A 20,362-nucleotide genomic window follows, 5' to 3' on the forward strand; every position below is an offset into this window, starting at 1 on the left:
ACCACCTTGGCAACCGAGAAGCGCAACCGCCTCCGCGAGGAGGCTCCGGAGGAAGAGACCATTGAGGCCGTTGAGCCCAAGAAGAAGCGGGCGCGCAAGAACACGACCGCCGCCCCGGGCCGATGGGCGCGCTTGCGTTCCTTCTTCACCGACGAGCGCTCGCACAAGGTGTTGGGCATGGGCCTCGTGCTAGGCGGCCTCTTCCTGATCACGGCCTTCGTGAGCTTCCTCTTCACCTGGCGCATGGACCAAGACCTCATGAGCCGCAGCTGGTGGGAGATCCTGCGCACCGACATCTCCGCGGAGAACTGGCTCGGCAAGCTCGGCGCCATCTGCGCGCACCGCTTCATCCATGTGTGGTTCGGTCTGGCGGCCTTCGCCCTGCCGCTGTGGAGCTTCCTCGCCGGGATCCGCATCCTGCTTGGCACCTGGTTGCTTCCGCCCAAGCGCACCTTGGGCTGGACCGCCATGGCGTGGCTCTGGGTGCCCGCGCTGCTCGGCTTCTTTTTCCGGGGCGAATACAGTTTCCTGGGCGGAGGCTTGGGCGTAGTGATCACCAAGAACCTAACCACCCTGCTCGGAGAAATCGGCACGGGAGCCTTGCTCGTGTTCTCGGCAAGCGCCTTCGCGGTTTACAGCTTCAACCTGAACTTCGGATGGCTGGGCGGGATCTTCGCGAAGAAGGCGGCGGAAGCGATCGAAGAAGAGCCCGCCACAGATACCGACGGTTGGACTCGTCCTGGCGTGCGGATGAAGGAAGCTCCGGTGCCCGCTGAGCAGTTAGAAGTTGAGGGGTTGGGGGTTGATGAGTTGGAGGTGAAGGGCAAGAAGGACGCATCGGCCGAGGGCCTCGCGGTGTCCGGAGAGCTTGAGATGGAGGTGGAGGGTGAACAGATCGGTTCGGCCTCCGGCCCTGCGATGACCGGTAACGCGAACGAACTTGAATTGGAGACTACGCCGATGGAAGTGGTGGAGCCGGTGCTCTCACCGGTGCTCAGCACTGCGGAAGACCTGAACGGCGACCTGAACGGCATGAGCGTGACGGCCAACACCGAAGAGGCTGTGCTCACCGAGGACGAAATCGAAGCGAAGCTGCAGGAGTTCGGCCCGTACGACCCCACCCTCGACCTCAGCAGCTACGAGCCTCCCCCACTCGACCTGCTCGTGGATCATGGCAGCGGCGAGATCACCGTGACCAAGGAGGAGCTGGAGATGAACAAGGACCGCATCGTGCAAACGCTGGGGCACTACAACATCGCCATCGCCAAGATCAAGGCGACGATCGGCCCCACGGTTACCCTGTACGAGATCGTGCCGGAGGCCGGCGTGCGGATCAGCAAGATCAAGAACCTCGAGGATGACATCGCCCTCAGCCTCGCCGCGCTGGGCATCCGCATCATCGCGCCGATCCCCGGCAAAGGCACCATCGGCATCGAAGTGCCCAACAGCAAGCCGCAAGTGGTGGGCATGCGCGCCGTGGTGGCCAGCGAGAAGTTCCAGAACAGCAGCGCCGATCTGCCCATCGTGCTCGGCAAGACCATCAGCAACGAGACCTTCGTGACCGACCTGGCCAAGATGCCGCACTTGCTCATGGCCGGTGCCACGGGTCAGGGCAAGTCCGTGGGCTTGAATGCCATCCTCGTCAGCCTGCTCTACAAGAAGCACCCGAGCCAGATCAAGTTCGTGCTCGTGGATCCCAAGAAGGTGGAGCTCACCCTCTTCAACAAGATCGAGCGCCACTTCCTCGCCAAGCTGCCCGGCGACGGCGAAGCCATCATCACCGACACCAAGAAGGTGGTGGCCACGCTCAACAGTTTGTGCATCGAGATGGACGTGCGCTACGAACTGCTGAAGGATGCGCAGGTGCGCAACATCAAGGAGTACAACGCCAAGTTCATCAGCCGCCGCCTCAATCCGGAGAACGGCCACCGCTACCTCCCCTACATCGTGCTCGTGGTCGATGAGTTCGCCGACCTGATCATGACCGCGGGCCGTGAGGTGGAAACGCCCATCGCGCGCCTGGCACAACTGGCGCGCGCAATCGGCATCCACCTCATCATCGCCACGCAGCGCCCCAGCGTCAACATCATCACCGGCACCATCAAGGCCAACTTCCCGGCGCGTATCGCCTTCCGCGTGACGAGCAAGATCGACAGCCGTACCATCCTCGATACCGGCGGTGCCGATCAGCTGATCGGTCGCGGTGATATGCTCCTCAGCACCGGCAACGACCTCATCCGCATCCAGTGCGCCTTCGTGGACACGCCCGAAGTGGACGAGATCACGGCCTTCATCGGCAACCAGCGCGGCTACCCCGATGCCCTGCTCCTGCCCGAGCCGCCCATGGAAGAAGGCGAAGGCGGCGGCGATCTGGACGACGGCGAGCGCGACTCCATGTTCGAGGAAGCCGCACGCCTGGTGGTGCAAACGCAGCAGGGCAGCACCTCGCTCATCCAGCGCAAACTCAAGCTCGGCTACAACCGCGCGGGCCGCATCGTGGACCAACTGGAAGCCGCTGGAATCCTCGGCGGTTTCGAGGGCAGCAAGGCGCGAAGGGTGCTGATCAACAACGAAGCAGCGCTGGCTGCGCACTTGAACAGTGGCGTGGCGGCGGGGCCGGGCGTTGGGGGGTTCTGAACAATTAAGACTCTTCGCGCTGATGAGTAATATAGACCGAATGCAATCCAGTAAACTATGGCAGCGAACGCTGGCACCAACTTCTGCTGAACAGCATTCGGGATACAAAGACAAGTTGCGCGTAGAACTCCTAGGCCTGCGTGATAAGGTAGAGCTGATTGTTCGGCAAATCCAAGGAGATCTGCCCGGGCTTACGGTTCATGACATTACCCATCTTGACGCACTGTGGGAAACCGCCTCCATTATTGCAGGTGACGAATACGCGCTGAATCCTTTAGAAGGGTTCATTCTTGGCAGCTCCATTCTCATACACGACGCTGCGCTATGCTTCGAAGCATATGAGGGTGGGCGAGACGGACTTCGTCAAACAATCATTTGGAAGGACACAACCACTAGTCTTCAGGATAGCGGATTTTCGGCAGATGCAATCGAAGCCGAAAGTGACTTCGTGGCACTACGACACCTCCACGCGAAGCGCGCCGAGACTATCCTGACCACGCCTTGGCGGCGTGACGGTGCCGAGATGTTCCTCATTGATGATGTTAGTCTGCGCAACCATTATGGCAGCCTCATCGGGAAAATCGCTGGGAGTCATCACTGGGAAATCGAGGACGTTGAACGATTGCCAACACAGTTCAATCCCGTTGGACCACTTCCACTTCAATGGCAGGTGAATGCAATCAAACTTGCCTGCCTATTGCGCTGCGCCGATGCTGCACATTTCAGCAATGATAGGGCTCCAGACTTCCTTTACGCGTTGAGCAAGGCATCAGGAAATTCAGCTACCCACTGGCGTTCACAGAATCGCATCGGCGGACCTTCCATTGATGCATCAGACCCAACAGGGTCCACAGTACTTTATACCTCGACTCAATCATTTGCAAAGGATGATGCGGCGGCGTGGTGGCTGGCATACGACACGCTACGACTAGTTGATCGGGAGTTGCGGGCTTCTAATGCGTTGCTGACTGCCGTTTCTCCTCAAGCGAAGTTTCAAGTTGTGAGAGTTAGAGGCATTGAATCGCCAGAGCGCCTCTCCGAAGTAGTACAGCCAGAAGGCTGGGCCCCCTGCAGCGCAGAAGTACATGTGAGCAACATTGAACACCTCGTTAAGACTCTCGGCGGAGAGCAGCTCTACGGAGCAGGCCAGGATAAGCTGGGTATTGCCCTGCGTGAATTGCTGCAAAATGCTAGAGATGCAGTTCGGGCTCGCGAGATTCTTGACCCGTTGCATCGTTCATCGCTGACAGTGCGCGTTAGGTCCGATGAGAATGGCTCGGCTTGGGTGGGCGTTGAAGACAATGGTGTCGGCATGTCCGAGCGCGTCCTTACGGGGCCATTGCTTGACTTTGGAACCAGCTTCTGGTCAACATCACTGTTGCACCACGAATTCCCGGGGCTTAGATCTTCTTCATTCCGGTCCGTAGGCCGATTTGGTCTCGGTTTCTATTCCGTTTTCATGGTTGCCGACTTTGTTACCGTCAGATCGAAGCCTTGGAGCGGCGGGGTGAACGACACGAGAGAATTGTCCTTCACTGAGAAGCTGTCTACAAGACCTTTGCTCGTGCGGGGTTCTTCCGTCGCGCTTTTACCCTCTGTCTCCACCTTGGTAGAACTCAAACTCAAACCAAATGTTTCACCTTCTGATTTTCGCATAGTAGTGAGGACCAACAGGCAAGATCAGAAGCACTTTTCTGTCGACTTTCAAGAGTACTTGACTGCCCTATGTGGAGGCCTTGACGTGGAAGTTAGCTTGTCAGTCGCAGGAGGGGCTACGCGAACAATTCACCGCCCCATCGGGCAGCCGGGGTTCAATACAAAACAATGGCTGCATGGGATTTCATTTGCTACACATGAGTCTGGCGTTAGTCGGATAATTGACCGTCACCTCCCTAGAATGCGCAAGTTGGAATGCGACGGTAGACTATACGGTTACGCGGCAGTGTCTATTAATGCAGACGACAAGAATTTCCTCGGGCTCCAAACCATAGGGGGACTGGCGACACCAATAGGCTCTGGCGGCAATCGTTTTTTTGTTGGCTTTATGGATAAAGTGGCTAGGTCAGCGCGCCGTGAGAGCGGAGTAATTGCAGCCCCGGCTCACGTATTGGAACATTGGGGAAAGGAACAGATTGAGTTGCTCAAGAAGGAGTCACTCACCCCAGCGGAGAAATATGCTGCAACCCTTGGCCTGAGTGATTTAGGAATTGATCCTACTCCGATTGCCATGGTTCCAGTGGTAAGACCCACTGGCGCTGATGGATTTGCGACTCTTTATGAGCTGGTCAACTACGTGGCTGGAGGCGGAGTTGTTGCAATTCCGAAATCGAGAAATTCGGAGCTACTGGAGAACATGAATCCTCATATACCTGGCACGGTCCGTCACTACGTCGTTCGTGGGAGTGGGGTTGGTCACTTTCTACAGCTTGCTATAGAGAACAACGTACCTAGCCACCCCAATGGAATAGCCGGATGCCTTCACAGGCTTTCTCTCAAGAAGGGCCTCAGCCCATCTTGGAGCTTAAGACATAATGTCGGACGGAACCAACTCGGTTGGCCCTTCGACTACCTGGTGCTCCAGCATAGCGTGAAATGAGCCTTAGACCTCCGCAGGCTCTAGTCTTGTCCGCGATCAAGGATGCGTTCCTTGTCGAGGATAGATCACTGAAGAGAGCTGAGCCGGGCCATGGGTGAACCAACTCCGCAGCTAGGGTACAAGCCCTAAGAGACTTATCGGTACTCATGGTCCTCTCAGGTCTTAGGCTCGGATAGAATTCCAGGCGTGAGGGCCTATTAGAGTCATGGAGCATCGGACCTGTCGCTCAGCCTCTCCAGCGATCGTTTTAAGCCCACGCAGGGTGTCCGTGATCGCGGCCTCTTAACGAAAACCACCGCAGCGGTCTGCCGTCTTCGGCGACCCTGCGTCCTCGGAGTCTGCGCCGCTAAACCTGCGCAGGGTGCACCAAACTCCCGCAGCGCCTTTGTGAAACGGACTCCTGTCATAGCTTTCGCCCCTTCCCGCTGCCCGCATGTCGCGTTCACACGGCTCGCTCACCACTTGGAGTTGCCGATGCTTCCGTTCCAGAGCGAGTTCGCGGGCGGCCCTGCCCCTTCGCTCCTGCTTGCTCGCAATCCCATTCGCCGGATGAGGAATGCCCGCGTGAAGCTCAGCCTGCTGCTGCTGGCGGCGATGACGGTCATCGCGGCACGGCATCCTGTTGGTCAGGAGGCCATCGACGATCACCAGGTCGGGCAGCACGGCCATCCGGACGGATCCGGTCCCGGCCTCTATGTGCTCCAATCCGGAACGAACGAGGGCTTGATCAACCCTTCGAACGAGGTTCCGGTGCCGGCGGTCAAGGGCCCGACGAAGGGTTTCGCGGCGGCGATCCGGGCCAAGGAGCGCTGCATACGCGCATCCATCTCGGGCTATGCCCGTGCAGCCAGAAGCGTGGCCTTGGCGCTTCGGCAATCCGAGATCATCTTTCCCTTCCACTGCTTCTGGTAGTGCGTCCGTGACGGCCACTTGCCTCACCGGCAAGTTGACCCGCATTCTCCGGGCTGCGCCATGGCGCGCATCCCAACGGGGCTTTCACGGAACATCAATAAGAACCAAGAAGATGGAAATGGACTGGGGAACGGCCGCCTTCGGCCTTGCATTCATGCTGGCCTGCGCCTTGCCTTTCGCGCTGGACTACCGGAGCCGAGCGCGGACAGCGAAGCGCTTGGTGGAGCCCTTGCTCCTGGCCGCGAAGCAGCACGGCTGCCAGGTGCAGCAATACGAGACCTGCAACCACGTGATCCTGGGGCTGGATGAGCGCCAGAACATCCTGTTCGGCTACCATGCGCTCCATGAGGGGGCCGCTGCTCAGCGGATCGACCTGTCGCGGGTGAGATCCTGCCGCACCGTGCAATCGACCCGCAATGAGCACGGCCCGAACGGAGGCACGCTGACCGATCGCCTGGAGCTGCTGTTCCAGTTGAAGGAAAAGGGCGGCGCCGAACTGCGGCTCGAACTGTACCGCGAAGGGGCCCAGCCGCTGAATGGCGAGCTCCAATTCGCGGACAAGTGGTCGCGCATGATCAACGACCGGTTGAAAGGCAAGCCGTGATGCCGAGCGCCCTGCGGAAGGTCTGCAGGGCGCTTGCGCTCCTCGATCAAGCCACTGGCATGGAACAAGCAATGCAATCGGCTGAGACCGCGCGGCGCGCCCCGCTGGCCGCGCGCCGCAGCGCGACCTCAGCGTCGCAATCGGGTGATCATCCACGCGATCAGGATCGGCCCGATGAAGATCGCGATGGTGAGCAGCGATACGAAGAGGTCCATGCGGTGGCTGCTCAGGAGCGCCGTTACCCAATGGCCGGGCAGGAGCTTATCCAGCACGGACAGGCCCAGCTTGAGGCCCAGGATCGCGAGCACGATGAAGGCCGCGCTCTCCAGATAGGGGAAGCGGCTCATCAGGCGCACGAAGCCTTGCGCCACGAAGCGCATGGCCAGGATGCCGATGAACACGCCCACCCAAATCAGGACGATGTTGTCGGTGAAGGCCACGGCCGCGAACACATTGTCGATGGAGAAGGCGAGGTCCATGAGCTCCACCAGGATCACCGTGGCCCAGAACGCCCCGAACAGGCCCGAGGTGCGGCGATAGAACCAGTTGCTGCGCTTGTCGAGGAAGTCATCGCTCTTGGCCGGCGTGCGCTTCCCCTTGAACCAATTCCAGAAGATCATCAGCAGGTAGATGCCCCCCAGGGGCTTGAGCCACCAGATCTTCACCAGGAGGGAGGCGAAGAGCAGGCACAATCCGCGGAAGGCATAGGCGCCGATGATGCCGTACTTCAACGCCTTGTTGCGCTCGCGCGTGGGCAGGTCCATGACCATCGTGGCCAGCACGGCTGCATTGTCCACCGACAGCAGGCTCTCAATAAGGATCAGGTTCCCGACCGCGAGGAGGCTTCCTACGGGGTCGGCCGCGATGGCATCGAGATGCTGCATCATGCGGAACGGCCCGCAAACGTAGAGCGGGGACGATCCGATCGATACGGTCCGCAAGAAAGAAACCGGCGACACGATCCGTTTCGTGCCCTCGCGCTTCGCCGCGCCACGGCCGTGCATGCGCCGACTGAAGGAATGGAACCACTGAATTGACCCGAGCCGCGAACCGGCTACAAGAAGAAGCACCACCAAACCACCAACACCCCCGACAACATGTACGCGCTAATCGCCATCGTCTTCGTGATCGGCTACCTCGCCATCGCCCTGGAGCATCCACTGAGCATCAACAAGGCCGCCACGGCCCTGGTGACCGGCGTGCTCATCTGGGTGCTCATCGTGCTGGGCCAGAGCACGCTCCTGGCCCCGGAGGCACAAGGGGCCGAGCTGATCAACCACCAGCTGCTGGAGCACCTCTCTGAGATCGCCAGCATCCTCTTCTTCCTCATGGGCGCCATGACGATCGTGGAGCTCGTGGATGCGCACGAGGGATTCCGGGTGATCACCGACCGCATCACCGGCCAGCGGAAATCGATGCTCATCTGGGTGGTGGGAACCATCACCTTCTTCCTCAGCGCTGCGCTGGACAACATGACCACCACGATCGTGATGTGCGCCCTGCTGCGCAAACTGGTGAAGGACAAGCAGGACCTGTGGATCCTGGCCGGCATCGTGGTGATCGCGGCCAACGCCGGCGGCGCGTGGAGCCCCATCGGCGACGTCACCACCATCATGCTGTGGATCGGCGGCCAGGTCACCGCCGCCAGCATCATGAAGATGCTCTTCGTGCCGAGCCTCGTGTGCCTGCTGCTGCCCATGCTGTGGTACACGCTCACCTTCAAAGGCAGCATCCAGCGCCCCGAGCTGGAACTGGAGCAAGGCAGCCACAAGGCCGTGCCCCGGGGCGAGCAGGTGCTCATCCTGGCCTTGGGCCTGATCGCCCTGCTGGGCGTGCCGGTCTTCAAGACGCTCACGCACCTCCCGCCCTACATGGGCATCCTGCTGGGCCTGGGCATCCTGTGGATCGTGACCGAATTGCTGCACCGCAACAAGATCGAATCCGACTCCGGGCACCTGAAGGTGACCAGCGTGCTGCGCCGCATAGATGTGCCCAGCGTGCTCTTCTTCTTCGGGATCCTCACCGCCGTAGCCGGCCTGCAGGTAGCAGGGCACCTCACCGATACGGCGCACCTGCTGGACCAGCGCTTGGGCAGCATCTACGCCGTGAATACCGCGATCGGCCTCCTGTCCGCCATCGTGGACAACGTGCCGCTGGTGGCCGCTGCCATGGGCATGTACCCCTTGAGCCAATTCGCGCCCGACAGCGAATTCTGGTCGTTGCTCGCCCTGTGCGCCGGCACGGGCGGGAGCATCCTCATCATCGGATCCGCCTCCGGCGTAGCGGCCATGGGGATCCTCGGCATCGATTTCCTCTGGTACCTGCGCAAGGTGGCCTTCCCTGCCGCGCTCGGCTACTTCGGCGGCATCCTCGCGTTCTGGCTGCTGAATAGCTGACCGTTATCTCGCCGTCTTGCAGTCGTGTGGCTAGCGTCTCAGTCGTTGCCTGTCTCACGGCCACACACCTTCCTCCCTCAGGATCGCCTTCGCGATCCCGATGCGCGCCTCCGCGAAGGTGGCGTGCGCGGTATCGTCGGTGCTGATCCGATTGGCGAAGAAGCAGGGCGCGCGGTCGGGCGCATCCACCCAGCCCACGTACCAGCCGATGCTGCCGGCATCGCCCATGGCCCAGCCGGTCTTGGCGCGCATCACATGGCCCAGCGTGTCCTCCCGGACCATGATGGCCTTGGTGAGCGCATAGGTGCGCGGGCTGAAGGGCAGCTCCTCGGCGTGCACCTTCCGCAGGAAGGCGATCTGCTGGCGCGGCGTGATGCGCAGCCCTCCCCTCACCCAGCATTGGTCGAAGCCGCCCGTGGTGTCGGCGTTGCCGTAGCCCACGGTATCGAGCCATTGCTTGAAACCGGCCGGGCCGATGCGGCGCACGGTCTCGCGGTAATACCAGTACACGCTGGCATCATAGGCCTCGCGGAGCGTGAGGTCGCGGTTGGCGGCTTCGCGGCCGTAGTTGCGGCCATCCCACGCGATCACCTGATCGGCATCGGACAGCACGCCGCTCTCCAGGCCGATGAGCGTGCCGAGGATCTTGAAGGTGCTGGCGGGCAGGGTGGCCGAGTCGCAGCGCGCGCTGTCGATGTAGAGCCAGCGGTCGTGGTGCGCATCGTAGCCGATGAAGGAGCCGGTGAGCTGCTGGTCGGTGTAGAGGTGCTTGAGCTCGTCGCGTTGCGCATGCGTCGCCGCCGGCGCCGATAGCGACGGACCGCCGCAGCCGATCAGCCCGAGCTGGACGACCACCGCTCCTCCAAGGACCAGGATGGCCAGCCGCCCGTTGCTGCCCGCGACCGAAGGCCGGCGATTGCGGCTTGGGCCCGGATCAAGCATCTGCCTCGGCATGATCATCCGCTCCATGCATCAAGGCATCGCCGTGCCCGCACCGTACACCGTACCCGTGCGCTTGGGGTCCTTCAGGTCGATCCAATGCACCTGGATCGCTTCGTTCTCGTCCGACCTGCCGTTCCCGTTCTCATCCACCCGCGCGAACACGTAGAGGAGGTCGTTCGCGGGATCGTACTCCGATTTCATCACCGACGCGTTGGTGGGCACCAGCGCGCCCAGGCGCTGGCCATCGGCTCCCACATGATAGAACCGCCGCAGGTCCCTGGTGTTGATGAAGCCGTCCTTGTTGGTGTCCTCGTCGTAGCAGCTCACCATGAAGAAGCCGCGGGCCACGGGGGCGCCGTTGAGCGTATCGCGCGAGAAGGCCGGATAGTAGAGCGTCTTGACCAGCACCGGCTTCTCGAAGAAGCGCCGCTGCGCCCCGCTGGCGATGTCGTAGTGCGCCACGTTCACCAGGTTGTAGCCGTAGGCCGCCTCGAAGCCGGGCATCAGGTGGCCGTTCCAGTTGTTCAGCAGGTCGTCGTCGCCCTCATCGTAGCGGTAATGGAAGCTGTTCGAGCCGATGAAGCTGCGGCCATCGTCCTTGCGGCGGTTCACCTTGTAGAGCGTGACGAGCCGGATGCCGGGCATGCCCGTGAGCAGCACGTTGCTCGGCCGCGTCTCGAAGGCCAGGGAGTCCTGATCCAAGCCGCTGGCCGCTGCGGTATCGGAACCGCTTGCCACCGGACCCACTTGGAAACCCTTCTCCTCCAAGCGCGGGCCGGAGCAGGCGGCAACGAGCAAGGCGATGCCGGACAGGGCGATGAAGGCAAGTGGTTTCATGGCGGTGGGGCGGCGGAAATGTAGGACGGCGGGGCGAGGGAGCGCTCCCCTACTCATCCAGCCCCAGCGTGATCTGCTTGCCGGGTTGTGACCGGTGAGCGCGTCTAGAGGTTGCCGCAATGAGCTCGATCAAGCGCATGCCGCGAAATACATCTCCATCTCCCCCTTCCCCTTCGCCTGCACTTTGCCGCGCGGCGTGAAGGTGAGGCCGGGCTCATTCTTCACGAGCTGGTAGGTCGCCTCGCTGATGTTCACCTGCCCCACCTCACCGCTGCTTTCCATGCGGCTGGCGGTGTTCACCGTATCGCCCCAGATGTCGTACTGGAACTTCTTCACGCCCACGATGCCCGCCACCACCGGGCCGGTGTGGATACCCACGCGCATCTCGAAGGCATGCAGATTCTCGGACAGGCGCCGCTTCTTACGCTCCACCATGAACGCTTGCATGGCCAGCGCCGCATGGACCACCTTGGAGGGCGAGCCGATGCCCGGTTGCGGCACACCGCCCACGGCCATGTACGAATCGCCGATGGTCTTGATCTTCTCGACGCCATGGTCCGTGATGATCCGATCGAACTCCTTGAAGCAGGCGTTGATCTCGTCCACCAGCTCACGCGCGCTGAGCACTTCGGAATGGCGGGTGAAATCCTTGAAGTCGGTGAACAGGATAGTGGCCCGTTCGAAGTCCCTTGCCTCGGCTGCACCCGTTTCCTTCAGCTCCGCCGCGATGGGGCCGGGCAGGATGTTGAGCAGGAGCTGCTCCGACTTGTCCAATTCCGCATCGAGCTTCTCCTCGGTCCGGTACACCGCGAAGTTGAAATAGATGCCCCAGATGGCCAGGCAGATGAAGCCGAAGCAGATGTTCGAGATGTTCAACGCGTACAGCAGTGACGGATCGAGGCGCACCACGGGCGGAACGCCTTTCAGCACGGCCTCGATCGCCAGGTAGCCGGCGAGGCTGAAAAGGAAGAGCAAGGCCTTGATCCATGGCCGCCAGGCCGGCATGATGAAGGGGAACAGCGAGACCACGAGGATGTAGAGCTGGTACCCGGAGTCAACGCCCAACAGATGGCAGGCGTACACCTGGTGGGCGATCACCTCCCCCACACCGATGATGGTGGGGAACATGTGGATGCCGCGCCGATTGAGGACGATGCACGCGATGAAGATGGCGACGCTCCCCAGGTTGAAATACATCAACTGCGTGACGCCGAGCACGCCAAAGAGCACCGCCCACAGCGAATGCACGAACAGGGCGAAGTTGTACGCCACGTTGCCCACCAGGTAGAAGCGGTAGTTGCGGAACGAGATGACCGGCGGTATCTCGATGAAGTACTTGGCGATGGTCCCGGTCATGTCGGTCATCAAGCGGCTCATGCCATCGAAACAGCGAACGGATCACACGGCTCCCACGGCGCCTCATCTCCCGGCTCCATGCCCAGTAGGCGAAACGCGTGCGCCCCCCATAAGCAAGTCTATCACTTTCTCCTCATGGTCCGCCTAGCAATCGTGCAAGCAGGCGGCAGATGTTGAATTTCTCGCCTAGGTGAAGAAGCTGGGATTCTCAAACCTCCGAACCTTCAGAACGCAGGGCCCCAGAAGCGGGAGGCCTACTCAGGCTGATGGACGAGTGGTGGTGACCTTCGGCGAAGGTCCGGCAGAATTGAAAAATTCCAGCAGTTTGACCTGCACCGCGAAGGCCCTGAGAGGAAGAAGACCCAACTTACGCCGCTTGGGCAATCTTCGCCGATGCTGCAGTGTTCGAACAGCTTCCACCACAAACCGAGCAGTTTCGAGTCGGCACTCCATAATCCTTCACTAGATGCCACGACACCCGTTATCGGCAAGACCATTTGACCGGGAGTGCATGTCAGGTCGTCTTAAGCGGGATGAAGACTATTCCTTCATCAGCCTCCGTGACAGCGCTTGACCGTTCGCAACCTTGATTACAAGCATGTAAACACCACTGGGCAACTCGGACAGGTCGATATCGAGCTTGGAGACAATTAAGGAGGATGAATGCACATATTGCCCTAGTGCATTCCGGATATCGCAGCCTGTGAACCTCAGCCCATCTCGGCCCTCAACAACGAATTCACCGGATGTTGGATTAGGATATACGGCTACTGATGTATGATCATCAGACTCGTCCAAGCCAACCCATATCGAGCAAAGGCCGTTCATCTGCACGGGGGCAGGCCTGTCGGAAGTGGTGCCATCCCCAAGTTGCGCGAAGTTATTCCGTCCCCAACCCCAGACTGTTCCATCCTCCTTGACCGCATGTGTGGCGTAATTGCTTCCGGCGATGGCGACAACATTTGTCAGTCCGCTTACTTGAACAGGAAGGTTACTGCTGAGAGATGTGGTTCCATTGCCCAATTCGCCTTCGATGTTCCTTCCCCATGACCAAACAGTTCCATCGGTGCTCATCGCAACGGAGTGGGCGGCTGCGCCTGAGATGGCTGTGATATTCGTGAGCCCGCTGACCTGCACAGGATTCGGGTTGCAGTGGCACCCTGTGGTGATTGTTGTGCCGTCTCCCAACTGCCCCCACGCGTTCTCACCCCACGCCCATACCGTGCCATTGCCCATTAGACCCAGTGAATGCTCTGCTCCACCTGAAACTGCCACGATATCCGCGAGTCCGCCTACTTGGACGGCCAATGTTTCGCATAAGCATCCGCCAGCGGCGATAGACCCATCCCCCAATTGCCCCCATGCGTTCCAGCCCCATGCCCAGACCGTACCATCATTTCTCACGGCAAGTGTATGGTACCTCCCAGCTCCAATAGAAACCATGTTCGTTAGTCCGAGTACTTGGACAGGTGTGCTGCTGGCTACGAGTGCTCCATTACCAAGTTCGCCTCGCTCATTCCTACCCCAGGCCCAAACGGTACCGTCATGCTTCAGAGCAACGGAATGCATTCCTCCACCGGAAATCGCGACTATGCCTGAGAGGCCGCTCACCTGCACTGGTGTGCTGCTGTTCAAGGTGGTGCCATTGCCCAATTGGCCACTACTGTTCCCTCCCCACGCCCAGACGATGCTATCGCTAGTAAGTGCCAGGGAGTGACCTTCACCACCGGAGACTGCGGTAATGCCCCCAAGCGTTATCACGTCAACAGGACTCGTTTCACAAAAGCACCCGGTGGTGATTGTTTCTCCATTGCCTAACTCGCCATCGTGATTCGCCCCCCAGGTCATGGCGTAACCGCTGCCGCACAGAGCTAGGGAATGCGAGGATCCTCCTGATATCCTCTGTGCCGTGGAATTCAGATTGAATAGGACCATGGAGATGAGGATGATGACTTTCACGTTTAGATGTATTCTCATGGTCATGTAAGCGTTGATTCAACTGCCGCACGCTACGATGCCGAAAGTACACCTCAAAAGGGCCTTAGAACAAGTCTATACGGGGACCGGCAGTTGCCCGCTTCTCGACTTGAACTACCTCATCCTGAAATGATTTCTAGTCCGTTCCCCTGACGCCTCCGCCGGTTCTCCGCCTCAGGCCCGAAAGGCCGGGACCTTGCGTGATCGGCTTCGCGCGCCGGGTCCTCTCCGGGTGACCCTGGCGAGGTTCACTTGCACCCGTGATCGAAAGGCGCCCCCTACTCATCCAGCCCCAACGTGATCTGCTTGCCGGGCTTGTAGCCGGTGAGCGGATCCTCCGGGCTGATTTCCTCGGCTGAGGTGCGCTTGGCGCGCTTCATCTGCTTCATGGGGCTTTCCTCCAGGCCTTCCTCTTCCGGTGCATCGAGGTTGCCGATCTCGTCCTCGGTGATGAGCATGCCCTGCACCTCTTCCTGCTCCGGGGTGAGGGGGATGAAGACCGGCGAGTTCAGCGTGAGCTCCTTCACCTTGTGCGGAGTGAGGCGGTTGCCGATGGCCTTCACCCCTTTCACGCCGATGAAGCCGGCCAGGTCGATGTCCTCGTCAGCGCGCGTGGTGCTGCGCTTGTCGTAGGCGATGTGCAGCTCGGGCTCGGGCACCAGGCTGTGCAGCACGAGCTTGCTCTGGTCGTGCTCGGTGATGAAGGAGACGGCCTCGCGCGAGGGCTCCACCTGGAAGCGCTTCACATTGAACTGCTCCTTCTCGCCGTCCCAGTAAACGGCGCTCACCACGTCCTTGGGGTTCCACTTCACCACGGTGAGGGCATCGTCGGGGAAGTGGGTGCTGAGCACGAAGGGGAAGAGCTGGTAGGTGCCGCTCTTGCTGATGCACAGGATGCGGTCCTCGCCCTTGAAGCGGCCGAGGTAGCGCCCGTGGCCGGTGTCGTTCAGGCGGCGCACGGTCTCGTCGTACCACACGGGGATGGCACCGAGGGTGCTGGTGCCGCGCTCCTTCTGGGTCACCTTCTGCACCGTGTAGCGGGTGAGCAGGTTGCCCTTGCTGCCGCGCCCCTTCACCGCCAGCTCCGCGAAATCCACATCGAACTTGGTCTTGCGCAGGTTGGGCCTCGGCTTCAGCACCACGGTGATCACCTCGCTGGCGCCATCGGGGTTGCAGGTGAAGTACTCCAGGGTGCTTCCGGGCGCGCCGCCGGTGAGGTCGTACTCCTTGTCGCGCGTGATGCCGGTGACCACGAAGCGCTTCATGTAGTAAGGGCCTTTCACGCCATCCTGATACACCATGTGGTAGATGGTGCGCTCATCGTTCTTCTTGAACACGGCGATGTGCTCGATGCCCTTGCCCACGAATTTCTTGTCGGCCATCCTGGTCACCGTCATGCTGCCGTTGATGCGGAACACGATGATGTCGTCCATCTCGGAGCATTCGGTCACGAGCTCCGCCTCCTTCAGGCTCCAGCCCATGAAGCCCTCCTTGCGGTCCACGTAGAGCTTCTTGTTGGCCACGGCCACCTTGGCCGCCACGATCGTGTCGAAGGCGCGCAGCTCGGTCTTTCGCTCGCGACCGGATCCGTACTTCTTCTTCAGGTCCTTGAACCAATCCACCGCGTGGTCCACCAGGTGGTCCAGCTTGCCCTTCACCTCCTTGATCTGCTCGGCCAGCTGCTTGATGTGCTCATCGGCCTTGAAGCTGTCGAACTTCGAGATGCGCTTGATCCTGATCTCCGTTAGGCGGACGATGTCCTCTTGGGTCACCGGCCGCTTCAGTTCCTGGATGTGCGGCTTCAGGCCCTTGTCGATGAAGCTGATGACCTCCTCCCAGGTCTCGGCCTCTTCGATCCTGCGATAGACCTTCTTCTCGATGAAGATGCGCTCGAGCGAGGCGAAGTGCCATTGCTCCTCTAGTTCGCTCTTCTTGATCTTCAACTCCAGCTCCAGGAGCCGCAGGGTGTTCTCCGTGCTGATGCGCAGCAGCTCCTTCACGCTCACGAAGCGCGGCTTGTCGTTCTCGATCACCACGGCGTTCGGCGCCAGGCTCACCTCGCAATCGGTGAAGGCGTAGAGCGCATCGATGGTGGTATCGGGGCTCACGCCGGCGGCGAGGTGGATGATGATGGAGACGTGCTCGGCGGTATTGTCATCGATGTGGCGCACCTTGATCTTGCCCTTCTCGTTGGCCTTCACGATGCTCTCCATGAGCGAAGTGGTGGTGGTGCCGAAAGGGATCTCGGTGACCTCGAGGGTCTTGTTGTCGAGCTTCCTGATGCGCGCCCGGCAGCGCACGCGGCCGCCGCGCTCGCCCTCGCTGTAGTTGCTCACATCAGCCAGGCCGCCAGTGGGGAAATCGGGCAGCAGCTCGAAGGAGCGCTTGCGCAGCACGGCCACGCTGGCATCGCAGAGCTCGTTGAAGTTGTGCGGCAGCAATTTGCAGCTGAGGCCCACCGCGATGCCTTCGGCGCCCTGCGCCAGCAGCAGCGGGAATTTCACGGGCAGGAACACCGGTTCCTTGTTGCGGCCGTCGTAGCTGAGCTGCCATTCGGTGGTCTTGGGGTTGAAGACGACCTCCTTGGCGAACTTGCTCAAACGGGCCTCGATGTAGCGCGGCGCAGCGGCGCTGTCGCCGGTGAGCGTGTTGCCCCAGTTGCCCTGGCAATCGATCAGCAGGTCCTTCTGCCCGAGCTGCACCAGGGCATCACCGATGCTGGCATCGCCGTGCGGGTGGTACTGCATGGCGTGGCCGATGATGTTGGCCACCTTGTTGTAGCGGCCATCGTCCAGGTCATCCATGGCGTGCAGGATGCGGCGCTGCACGGGCTTGAGGCCATCGTAGAGCGCGGGCACGGCGCGCTCCAGGATCACGTAGCTGGCATAGTCCAGGAACCAGTCCTTGTACATGCCGCTCACGCTGAAGCCGCCGGCCTGGCCGCCAGCGGGCACATGGCCCAGGCCTTCGGGATTGCCTTCGGGATTGTCGATGTCGTTGCTCATGTCTTTCTCACAGGGTTGCGCAGATCTCTTCGCGGCGACTGGTGGCGTTGTTGTTGTGCAAGCCGAGGCGCACGCACAGGGTGCCCACCACGGGGTTGGCGCGGCTGTACCGGAAGCGGTTGTTGTCCGAGGGGATGGGATCGATCAAGGTCGAATCGCCCGTAGCGGTTTCCACCACCCTCACCGAGTATCCGTTATTGGCCGGCAGCAGTTCGCCCTTCACATGGAAGGCGATCACCTGGTTGATGATGATGCCGCCCGGTATGGTCACGTTCTGCGTGTAGGTGCTGTCGTACACGAAGACCGGGGGGCCATCGTAATCGGCATCGAAGGGATTGCTCGTGAGCGAGGCGGGGTCGAGCTCGCCCTTGCCGCAGCCGAGGGCGAGCAGCGCGATGCTGATTGCGAGGAGGGCGTGCTTCATCGCAGGGGAATGGTCAAGCCAGCCATCCACATCCCGTGGCCGTCGGCATCGGGCACCCATACCAGCCCATCGAAGCGCGCCTTCTCCTTGTCCTCGAACACGGGCGGCGTGCGCTTGGCGCGCACCTTCTTCACGTACCACCAGGCCGCGCCCGATGCCGCCAGTACACCGCCGCTCACCGCCATCAAGGTGCGCGCCTGCCTCAGCTTCTGGTTGGCGTCGGGGATCTCCTGCCCTTTCAGGTCGGCGATGCGCGCCGGGTTCGCGCTCTCGTGGTAAACGGTCTCCAGGTCGTTGATGGCTCGCTGCGCATCAACGGCCTTCCAGGTGCTGATGCCGAACCAGGCGGCAGCTCCTACGGCAAGCACCGGCGTGCCATAGCGCAGCCAGCGGTCGTCGCGCTTGAAGCGCTGGCTCTTCTTGTTGTAGGCGATGAACTCCTCGCTATAGCGCAGTTGCACGCGCAGTTCATTCAGCGCGCCGGGCATCACCTTCACGGTGGTATCGAGCATGCGGCGCTCGGGCGCCCAGAGCACGAGGCGGTGCGGGCCTTCGAGCAGCGTGAGCTCGCGGTCCTGCATGCGGTGCTGGCCATCGAGCACGTAGCTGCAGGTGGCCTGCGGCTCGCAGAGCACGCGCAGGGTTCCGGTGCCCTGGGCACGGGCTCGCGTGGCGGAAAGAACCACCAGGGCCAGCGCAACGGGTATGATCCTGCGCCGCATCATGCCTCTTCCTCCACCTCCTCCAGTTTACGGGCGATCACCTTCACCGGGTCGATGGCCTGTTCCTCCAGCAGGTCCTTCTCCACCTTGAGGTTCCGGATGATGAAATCCTGGCGCGCGGGCGTGTTCTTGCCCATGTAGAACTCGAGGAGGTCGTGTACGCTGGCATCCTTGGTGATCATCACCGGCTCCAGCCGTATGTCCTCGCCGATGAAGTGCTTGAACTCGTCGGGGCTGATCTCACCGAGGCCCTTGAAGCGCGTGATCTCGTGGCCCTTGCCGAGCTTCAGGATGGCCCGCTGGCGCTCCTCATCGCTGTAGCAGTAGATCGTCTCCTTCTTGTTGCGCACGCGGAAGAGCGGCGTTTGCAGGATGTACAGGTGATCGTTCTTCACCACCTCGGGGAAGAACTGCAGGAAGAAGGTCATCAGCAGCAGGCGGATGTGCATGCCGTCCACATCGGCATCAGTGGCGATCACGATACGGTTGTAGCGCAGGCCGTCCATGCCGTCCTCGATGTCGAGCGCGGCCTGGATCAGGTTGAACTCCTCGTTCTCGTACACCACCTTCTTGGTGAGGCCGTAGCAGTTGAGCGGCTTGCCCTTCAGGCTGAAGACGGCCTGGGTCTCCACGTTGCGGCTCTTGGTGATGCTGCCGCTGGCGCTGTCGCCCTCGGTGATGAAGAGCGTGGTGGCCAGCTTCAGCGCTTCGTCCTTCTTGGCATCGGTGAGGTGGATGCGGCAATCGCGCAATTTCCGGTTGTGCAGGCTGGCCTTCTTCGCGCGCTCGCGGGCCAGCTTGCGGATGCCGCTGAGCTCCTTGCGCTCGCGCTCGTTCTGCTGGATCCGGTCGAGCAGCACCTGCGCCACCTCGGGGTGCTTGTGCAGGTAGTTGTCGAGCTCCTTGCCGATGAAGTCGCCCACGAAGGAGCGCATGCTCTGGCCGCCGGGCTCGATCTCCAGGCTGCCGAGCTTGGTCTTGGTCTGGCTCTCGAACACGGGCTCGATCACCTTCACGGCCACGGCCGCCACGATGCCGGTGCGCACATCACCGGCTTCCCAGTCCTTCTTGAAGAAGTCCTTCACCGTTTTGGCCACGGCCTCGCGGAAGGCGCCCTGGTGCGTGCCGCCCTGCGTGGTGTGCTGGCCGTTCACGAAGCTGTAGTAGTCCTCGCCATAGTGATTGGCGTGGGTGATGGCCACTTCGATGTCGTCGCCGCGCAGGTGGATGATCGGGTAGAGGGGCTCGCCGTCCATGCGCTCCACCAGCAGGTCCTTGAGGCCTTCCTTGCTCTGGTACTTGGTGCCGTTGCAGTAGATGGCCAGGCCAGTGTTCAGGTAGCAGTAGTTGCGCAGCAACCGCTCGATGTGCGGGTCGCGAAACTGATAGCTGCGGAACATCTGCTCATCGGGCTCGAAGACCACGCGCGTGCCGTTGGGCTCGTCGGTCTTCACCGGCTTGTTGTTCTTGCGCAGCACGCCGCGGTCGAACTCGGCCTTCATCAGCTCGCCGTCGCGCACGCTCTCAATCCTGAAATAGCTGCTCAGCGCATTCACCGCCTTGGTGCCCACGCCGTTCAAGCCCACGCTCTTCTTGAAGGCCTTGCTGTCGTATTTGGCGCCGGTGTTGATCTTGCTCACCACGTCCACCACCTTGCCCAAGGGAACGCCACGGCCGTAATCGCGCACGGTGACCCGTGAGCCCTCGATGGTGATGTCCACCTTCTTGCCGTGGCCCATCACGTACTCGTCGATGCAATTGTCGAGCACCTCCTTCAGCAGGATGTAGATGCCGTCGTCGTAGCTGCTGCCATCACCCAGCTTGCCGATGTACATGCCCGGCCGCAGGCGGATGTGCTCTTTCCAATCGAGTGATCGAATATGCTCTTCCCCGTAGCTCGCGTTGCTCATGCCCTCCCGCCGGATCCCAGCATTGGCGCGGGTTCGCGGCGATG

The 20,362-nt window shown here is 61.1% G+C and carries 14 protein-coding genes; 5 read left to right on the top strand and 9 right to left on the bottom strand.

All coding sequences use genetic code 11. The features are described 5' to 3' along the window. Positions 1-60: 60 nt before the first annotated feature. From IPM12_13655 to IPM12_13670, 4 genes are all read left to right on the top strand, one after another. Entirely contained in the window at positions 61-2,637 is a 2,577-nt protein-coding gene (locus IPM12_13655) for a DNA translocase FtsK 4TM domain-containing protein (GenBank protein ID MBK9148848.1), read from the top strand. 22 nt (positions 2,638-2,659) lie between these two features. Then, the gene (locus tag IPM12_13660; protein MBK9148849.1) at positions 2,660-5,233 is read left to right on the top strand and encodes an ATP-binding protein; all 2,574 of its coding nucleotides are present in this window, start codon (positions 2,660-2,662) and stop codon (positions 5,231-5,233) included. A 564-nt stretch (positions 5,234-5,797) separates the two neighbouring features. Then, the gene (locus IPM12_13665; GenBank protein MBK9148850.1) at positions 5,798-6,145 is read left to right on the top strand and encodes a hypothetical protein; all 348 of its coding nucleotides are present in this window, start codon (positions 5,798-5,800) and stop codon (positions 6,143-6,145) included. 118 nt (positions 6,146-6,263) lie between these two features. Next, the gene (locus IPM12_13670) at positions 6,264-6,749 is read left to right on the top strand and encodes a hypothetical protein (protein MBK9148851.1); all 486 of its coding nucleotides are present in this window, start codon (positions 6,264-6,266) and stop codon (positions 6,747-6,749) included. A gap of 128 nt (positions 6,750-6,877) precedes the next feature. On the opposite strand, the gene IPM12_13675 is transcribed toward IPM12_13670, so the two are convergent. Next, positions 6,878-7,636 carry a DUF475 domain-containing protein gene (locus IPM12_13675; GenBank protein ID MBK9148852.1) on the bottom strand — a complete coding sequence of 253 codons (759 nt, stop codon included), beginning with the start codon at positions 7,634-7,636 and terminating at the stop codon, positions 6,878-6,880. Between the two features lie 210 nt (positions 7,637-7,846). Between IPM12_13675 and nhaD the strand changes: the two genes are divergently transcribed. After that, positions 7,847-9,145 carry a sodium:proton antiporter NhaD gene (nhaD, locus tag IPM12_13680; protein MBK9148853.1) on the top strand — a complete coding sequence of 433 codons (1,299 nt, stop codon included), beginning with the start codon at positions 7,847-7,849 and terminating at the stop codon, positions 9,143-9,145. A 54-nt stretch (positions 9,146-9,199) separates the two neighbouring features. Here nhaD and IPM12_13685 read toward each other — a convergent pair whose 3' ends face one another. The 8 genes from IPM12_13685 to IPM12_13720 form a co-directional block, all read right to left on the bottom strand. Then, positions 9,200-10,114, bottom strand: a complete 915-nt coding sequence (locus IPM12_13685; protein ID MBK9148854.1) for a class D beta-lactamase — start codon at positions 10,112-10,114, stop codon at positions 9,200-9,202. 3 nt (positions 10,115-10,117) lie between these two features. Then, positions 10,118-10,924, bottom strand: a complete 807-nt coding sequence (locus tag IPM12_13690; protein ID MBK9148855.1) for a hypothetical protein — start codon at positions 10,922-10,924, stop codon at positions 10,118-10,120. Positions 10,925-11,053: 129 nt separating this feature from the next. Beyond that, a complete protein-coding gene (locus IPM12_13695; GenBank protein ID MBK9148856.1) occupies positions 11,054-12,301 on the bottom strand; it encodes an adenylate/guanylate cyclase domain-containing protein in 1,248 nt (415 codons plus the stop codon). 519 nt (positions 12,302-12,820) lie between these two features. After that, positions 12,821-14,239 (bottom strand): T9SS type A sorting domain-containing protein, encoded by a 1,419-nt coding sequence (locus tag IPM12_13700; protein ID MBK9148857.1) that lies wholly within the window; start codon positions 14,237-14,239, stop codon positions 12,821-12,823. 296 nt (positions 14,240-14,535) lie between these two features. Next, entirely contained in the window at positions 14,536-17,262 is a 2,727-nt protein-coding gene (locus IPM12_13705; GenBank protein ID MBK9148858.1) for a DNA gyrase/topoisomerase IV subunit A, read from the bottom strand. 7 nt (positions 17,263-17,269) lie between these two features. Further along, positions 17,270-17,686 carry a hypothetical protein gene (locus IPM12_13710; protein MBK9148859.1) on the bottom strand — a complete coding sequence of 139 codons (417 nt, stop codon included), beginning with the start codon at positions 17,684-17,686 and terminating at the stop codon, positions 17,270-17,272. Continuing rightward, entirely contained in the window at positions 17,683-18,408 is a 726-nt protein-coding gene (locus IPM12_13715; protein ID MBK9148860.1) for a hypothetical protein, read from the bottom strand. The genes IPM12_13710 and IPM12_13715 overlap by 4 nt, the downstream gene beginning before the upstream one ends. Then, the gene (locus IPM12_13720; protein MBK9148861.1) at positions 18,408-20,318 is read right to left on the bottom strand and encodes a type IIA DNA topoisomerase subunit B; all 1,911 of its coding nucleotides are present in this window, start codon (positions 20,316-20,318) and stop codon (positions 18,408-18,410) included. Before IPM12_13720 ends, IPM12_13715 begins: the two co-directional genes overlap by 1 nt. Between the last annotated feature and the right edge of the window lie 44 nt (positions 20,319-20,362).

Source organism: Flavobacteriales bacterium, assembly GCA_016716605.1.
Classification (GTDB): Bacteria; Bacteroidota; Bacteroidia; order Flavobacteriales_F; family PHOS-HE28; genus PHOS-HE28.

Bases quoted from the DNA above. Each gene is read 5' to 3' on its own strand.
- IPM12_13660 (MBK9148849.1), top strand. From the start codon at position 2,660: ATGAGTAATATAGACCGAATGCAATCCAGTAAACTATGGCAGCGAACG.
- IPM12_13670 (MBK9148851.1), top strand. From the start codon at position 6,264: ATGGACTGGGGAACGGCCGCCTTCGGCCTTGCATTCATGCTGGCCTGC.
- IPM12_13675 (MBK9148852.1), bottom strand. From the start codon at position 7,636: ATGATGCAGCATCTCGATGCCATCGCGGCCGACCCCGTAGGAAGCCTC.
- nhaD (MBK9148853.1), top strand. From the start codon at position 7,847: ATGTACGCGCTAATCGCCATCGTCTTCGTGATCGGCTACCTCGCCATC.
- IPM12_13685 (MBK9148854.1), bottom strand. From the start codon at position 10,114: ATGGAGCGGATGATCATGCCGAGGCAGATGCTTGATCCGGGCCCAAGC.
- IPM12_13690 (MBK9148855.1), bottom strand. From the start codon at position 10,924: ATGAAACCACTTGCCTTCATCGCCCTGTCCGGCATCGCCTTGCTCGTT.
- IPM12_13695 (MBK9148856.1), bottom strand. From the start codon at position 12,301: ATGAGCCGCTTGATGACCGACATGACCGGGACCATCGCCAAGTACTTC.
- IPM12_13705 (MBK9148858.1), bottom strand. From the start codon at position 17,262: ATGAGCAACGACATCGACAATCCCGAAGGCAATCCCGAAGGCCTGGGC.
- IPM12_13710 (MBK9148859.1), bottom strand. From the start codon at position 17,686: ATGAAGCACGCCCTCCTCGCAATCAGCATCGCGCTGCTCGCCCTCGGC.
- IPM12_13715 (MBK9148860.1), bottom strand. From the start codon at position 18,408: ATGCGGCGCAGGATCATACCCGTTGCGCTGGCCCTGGTGGTTCTTTCC.
- IPM12_13720 (MBK9148861.1), bottom strand. From the start codon at position 20,318: ATGAGCAACGCGAGCTACGGGGAAGAGCATATTCGATCACTCGATTGG.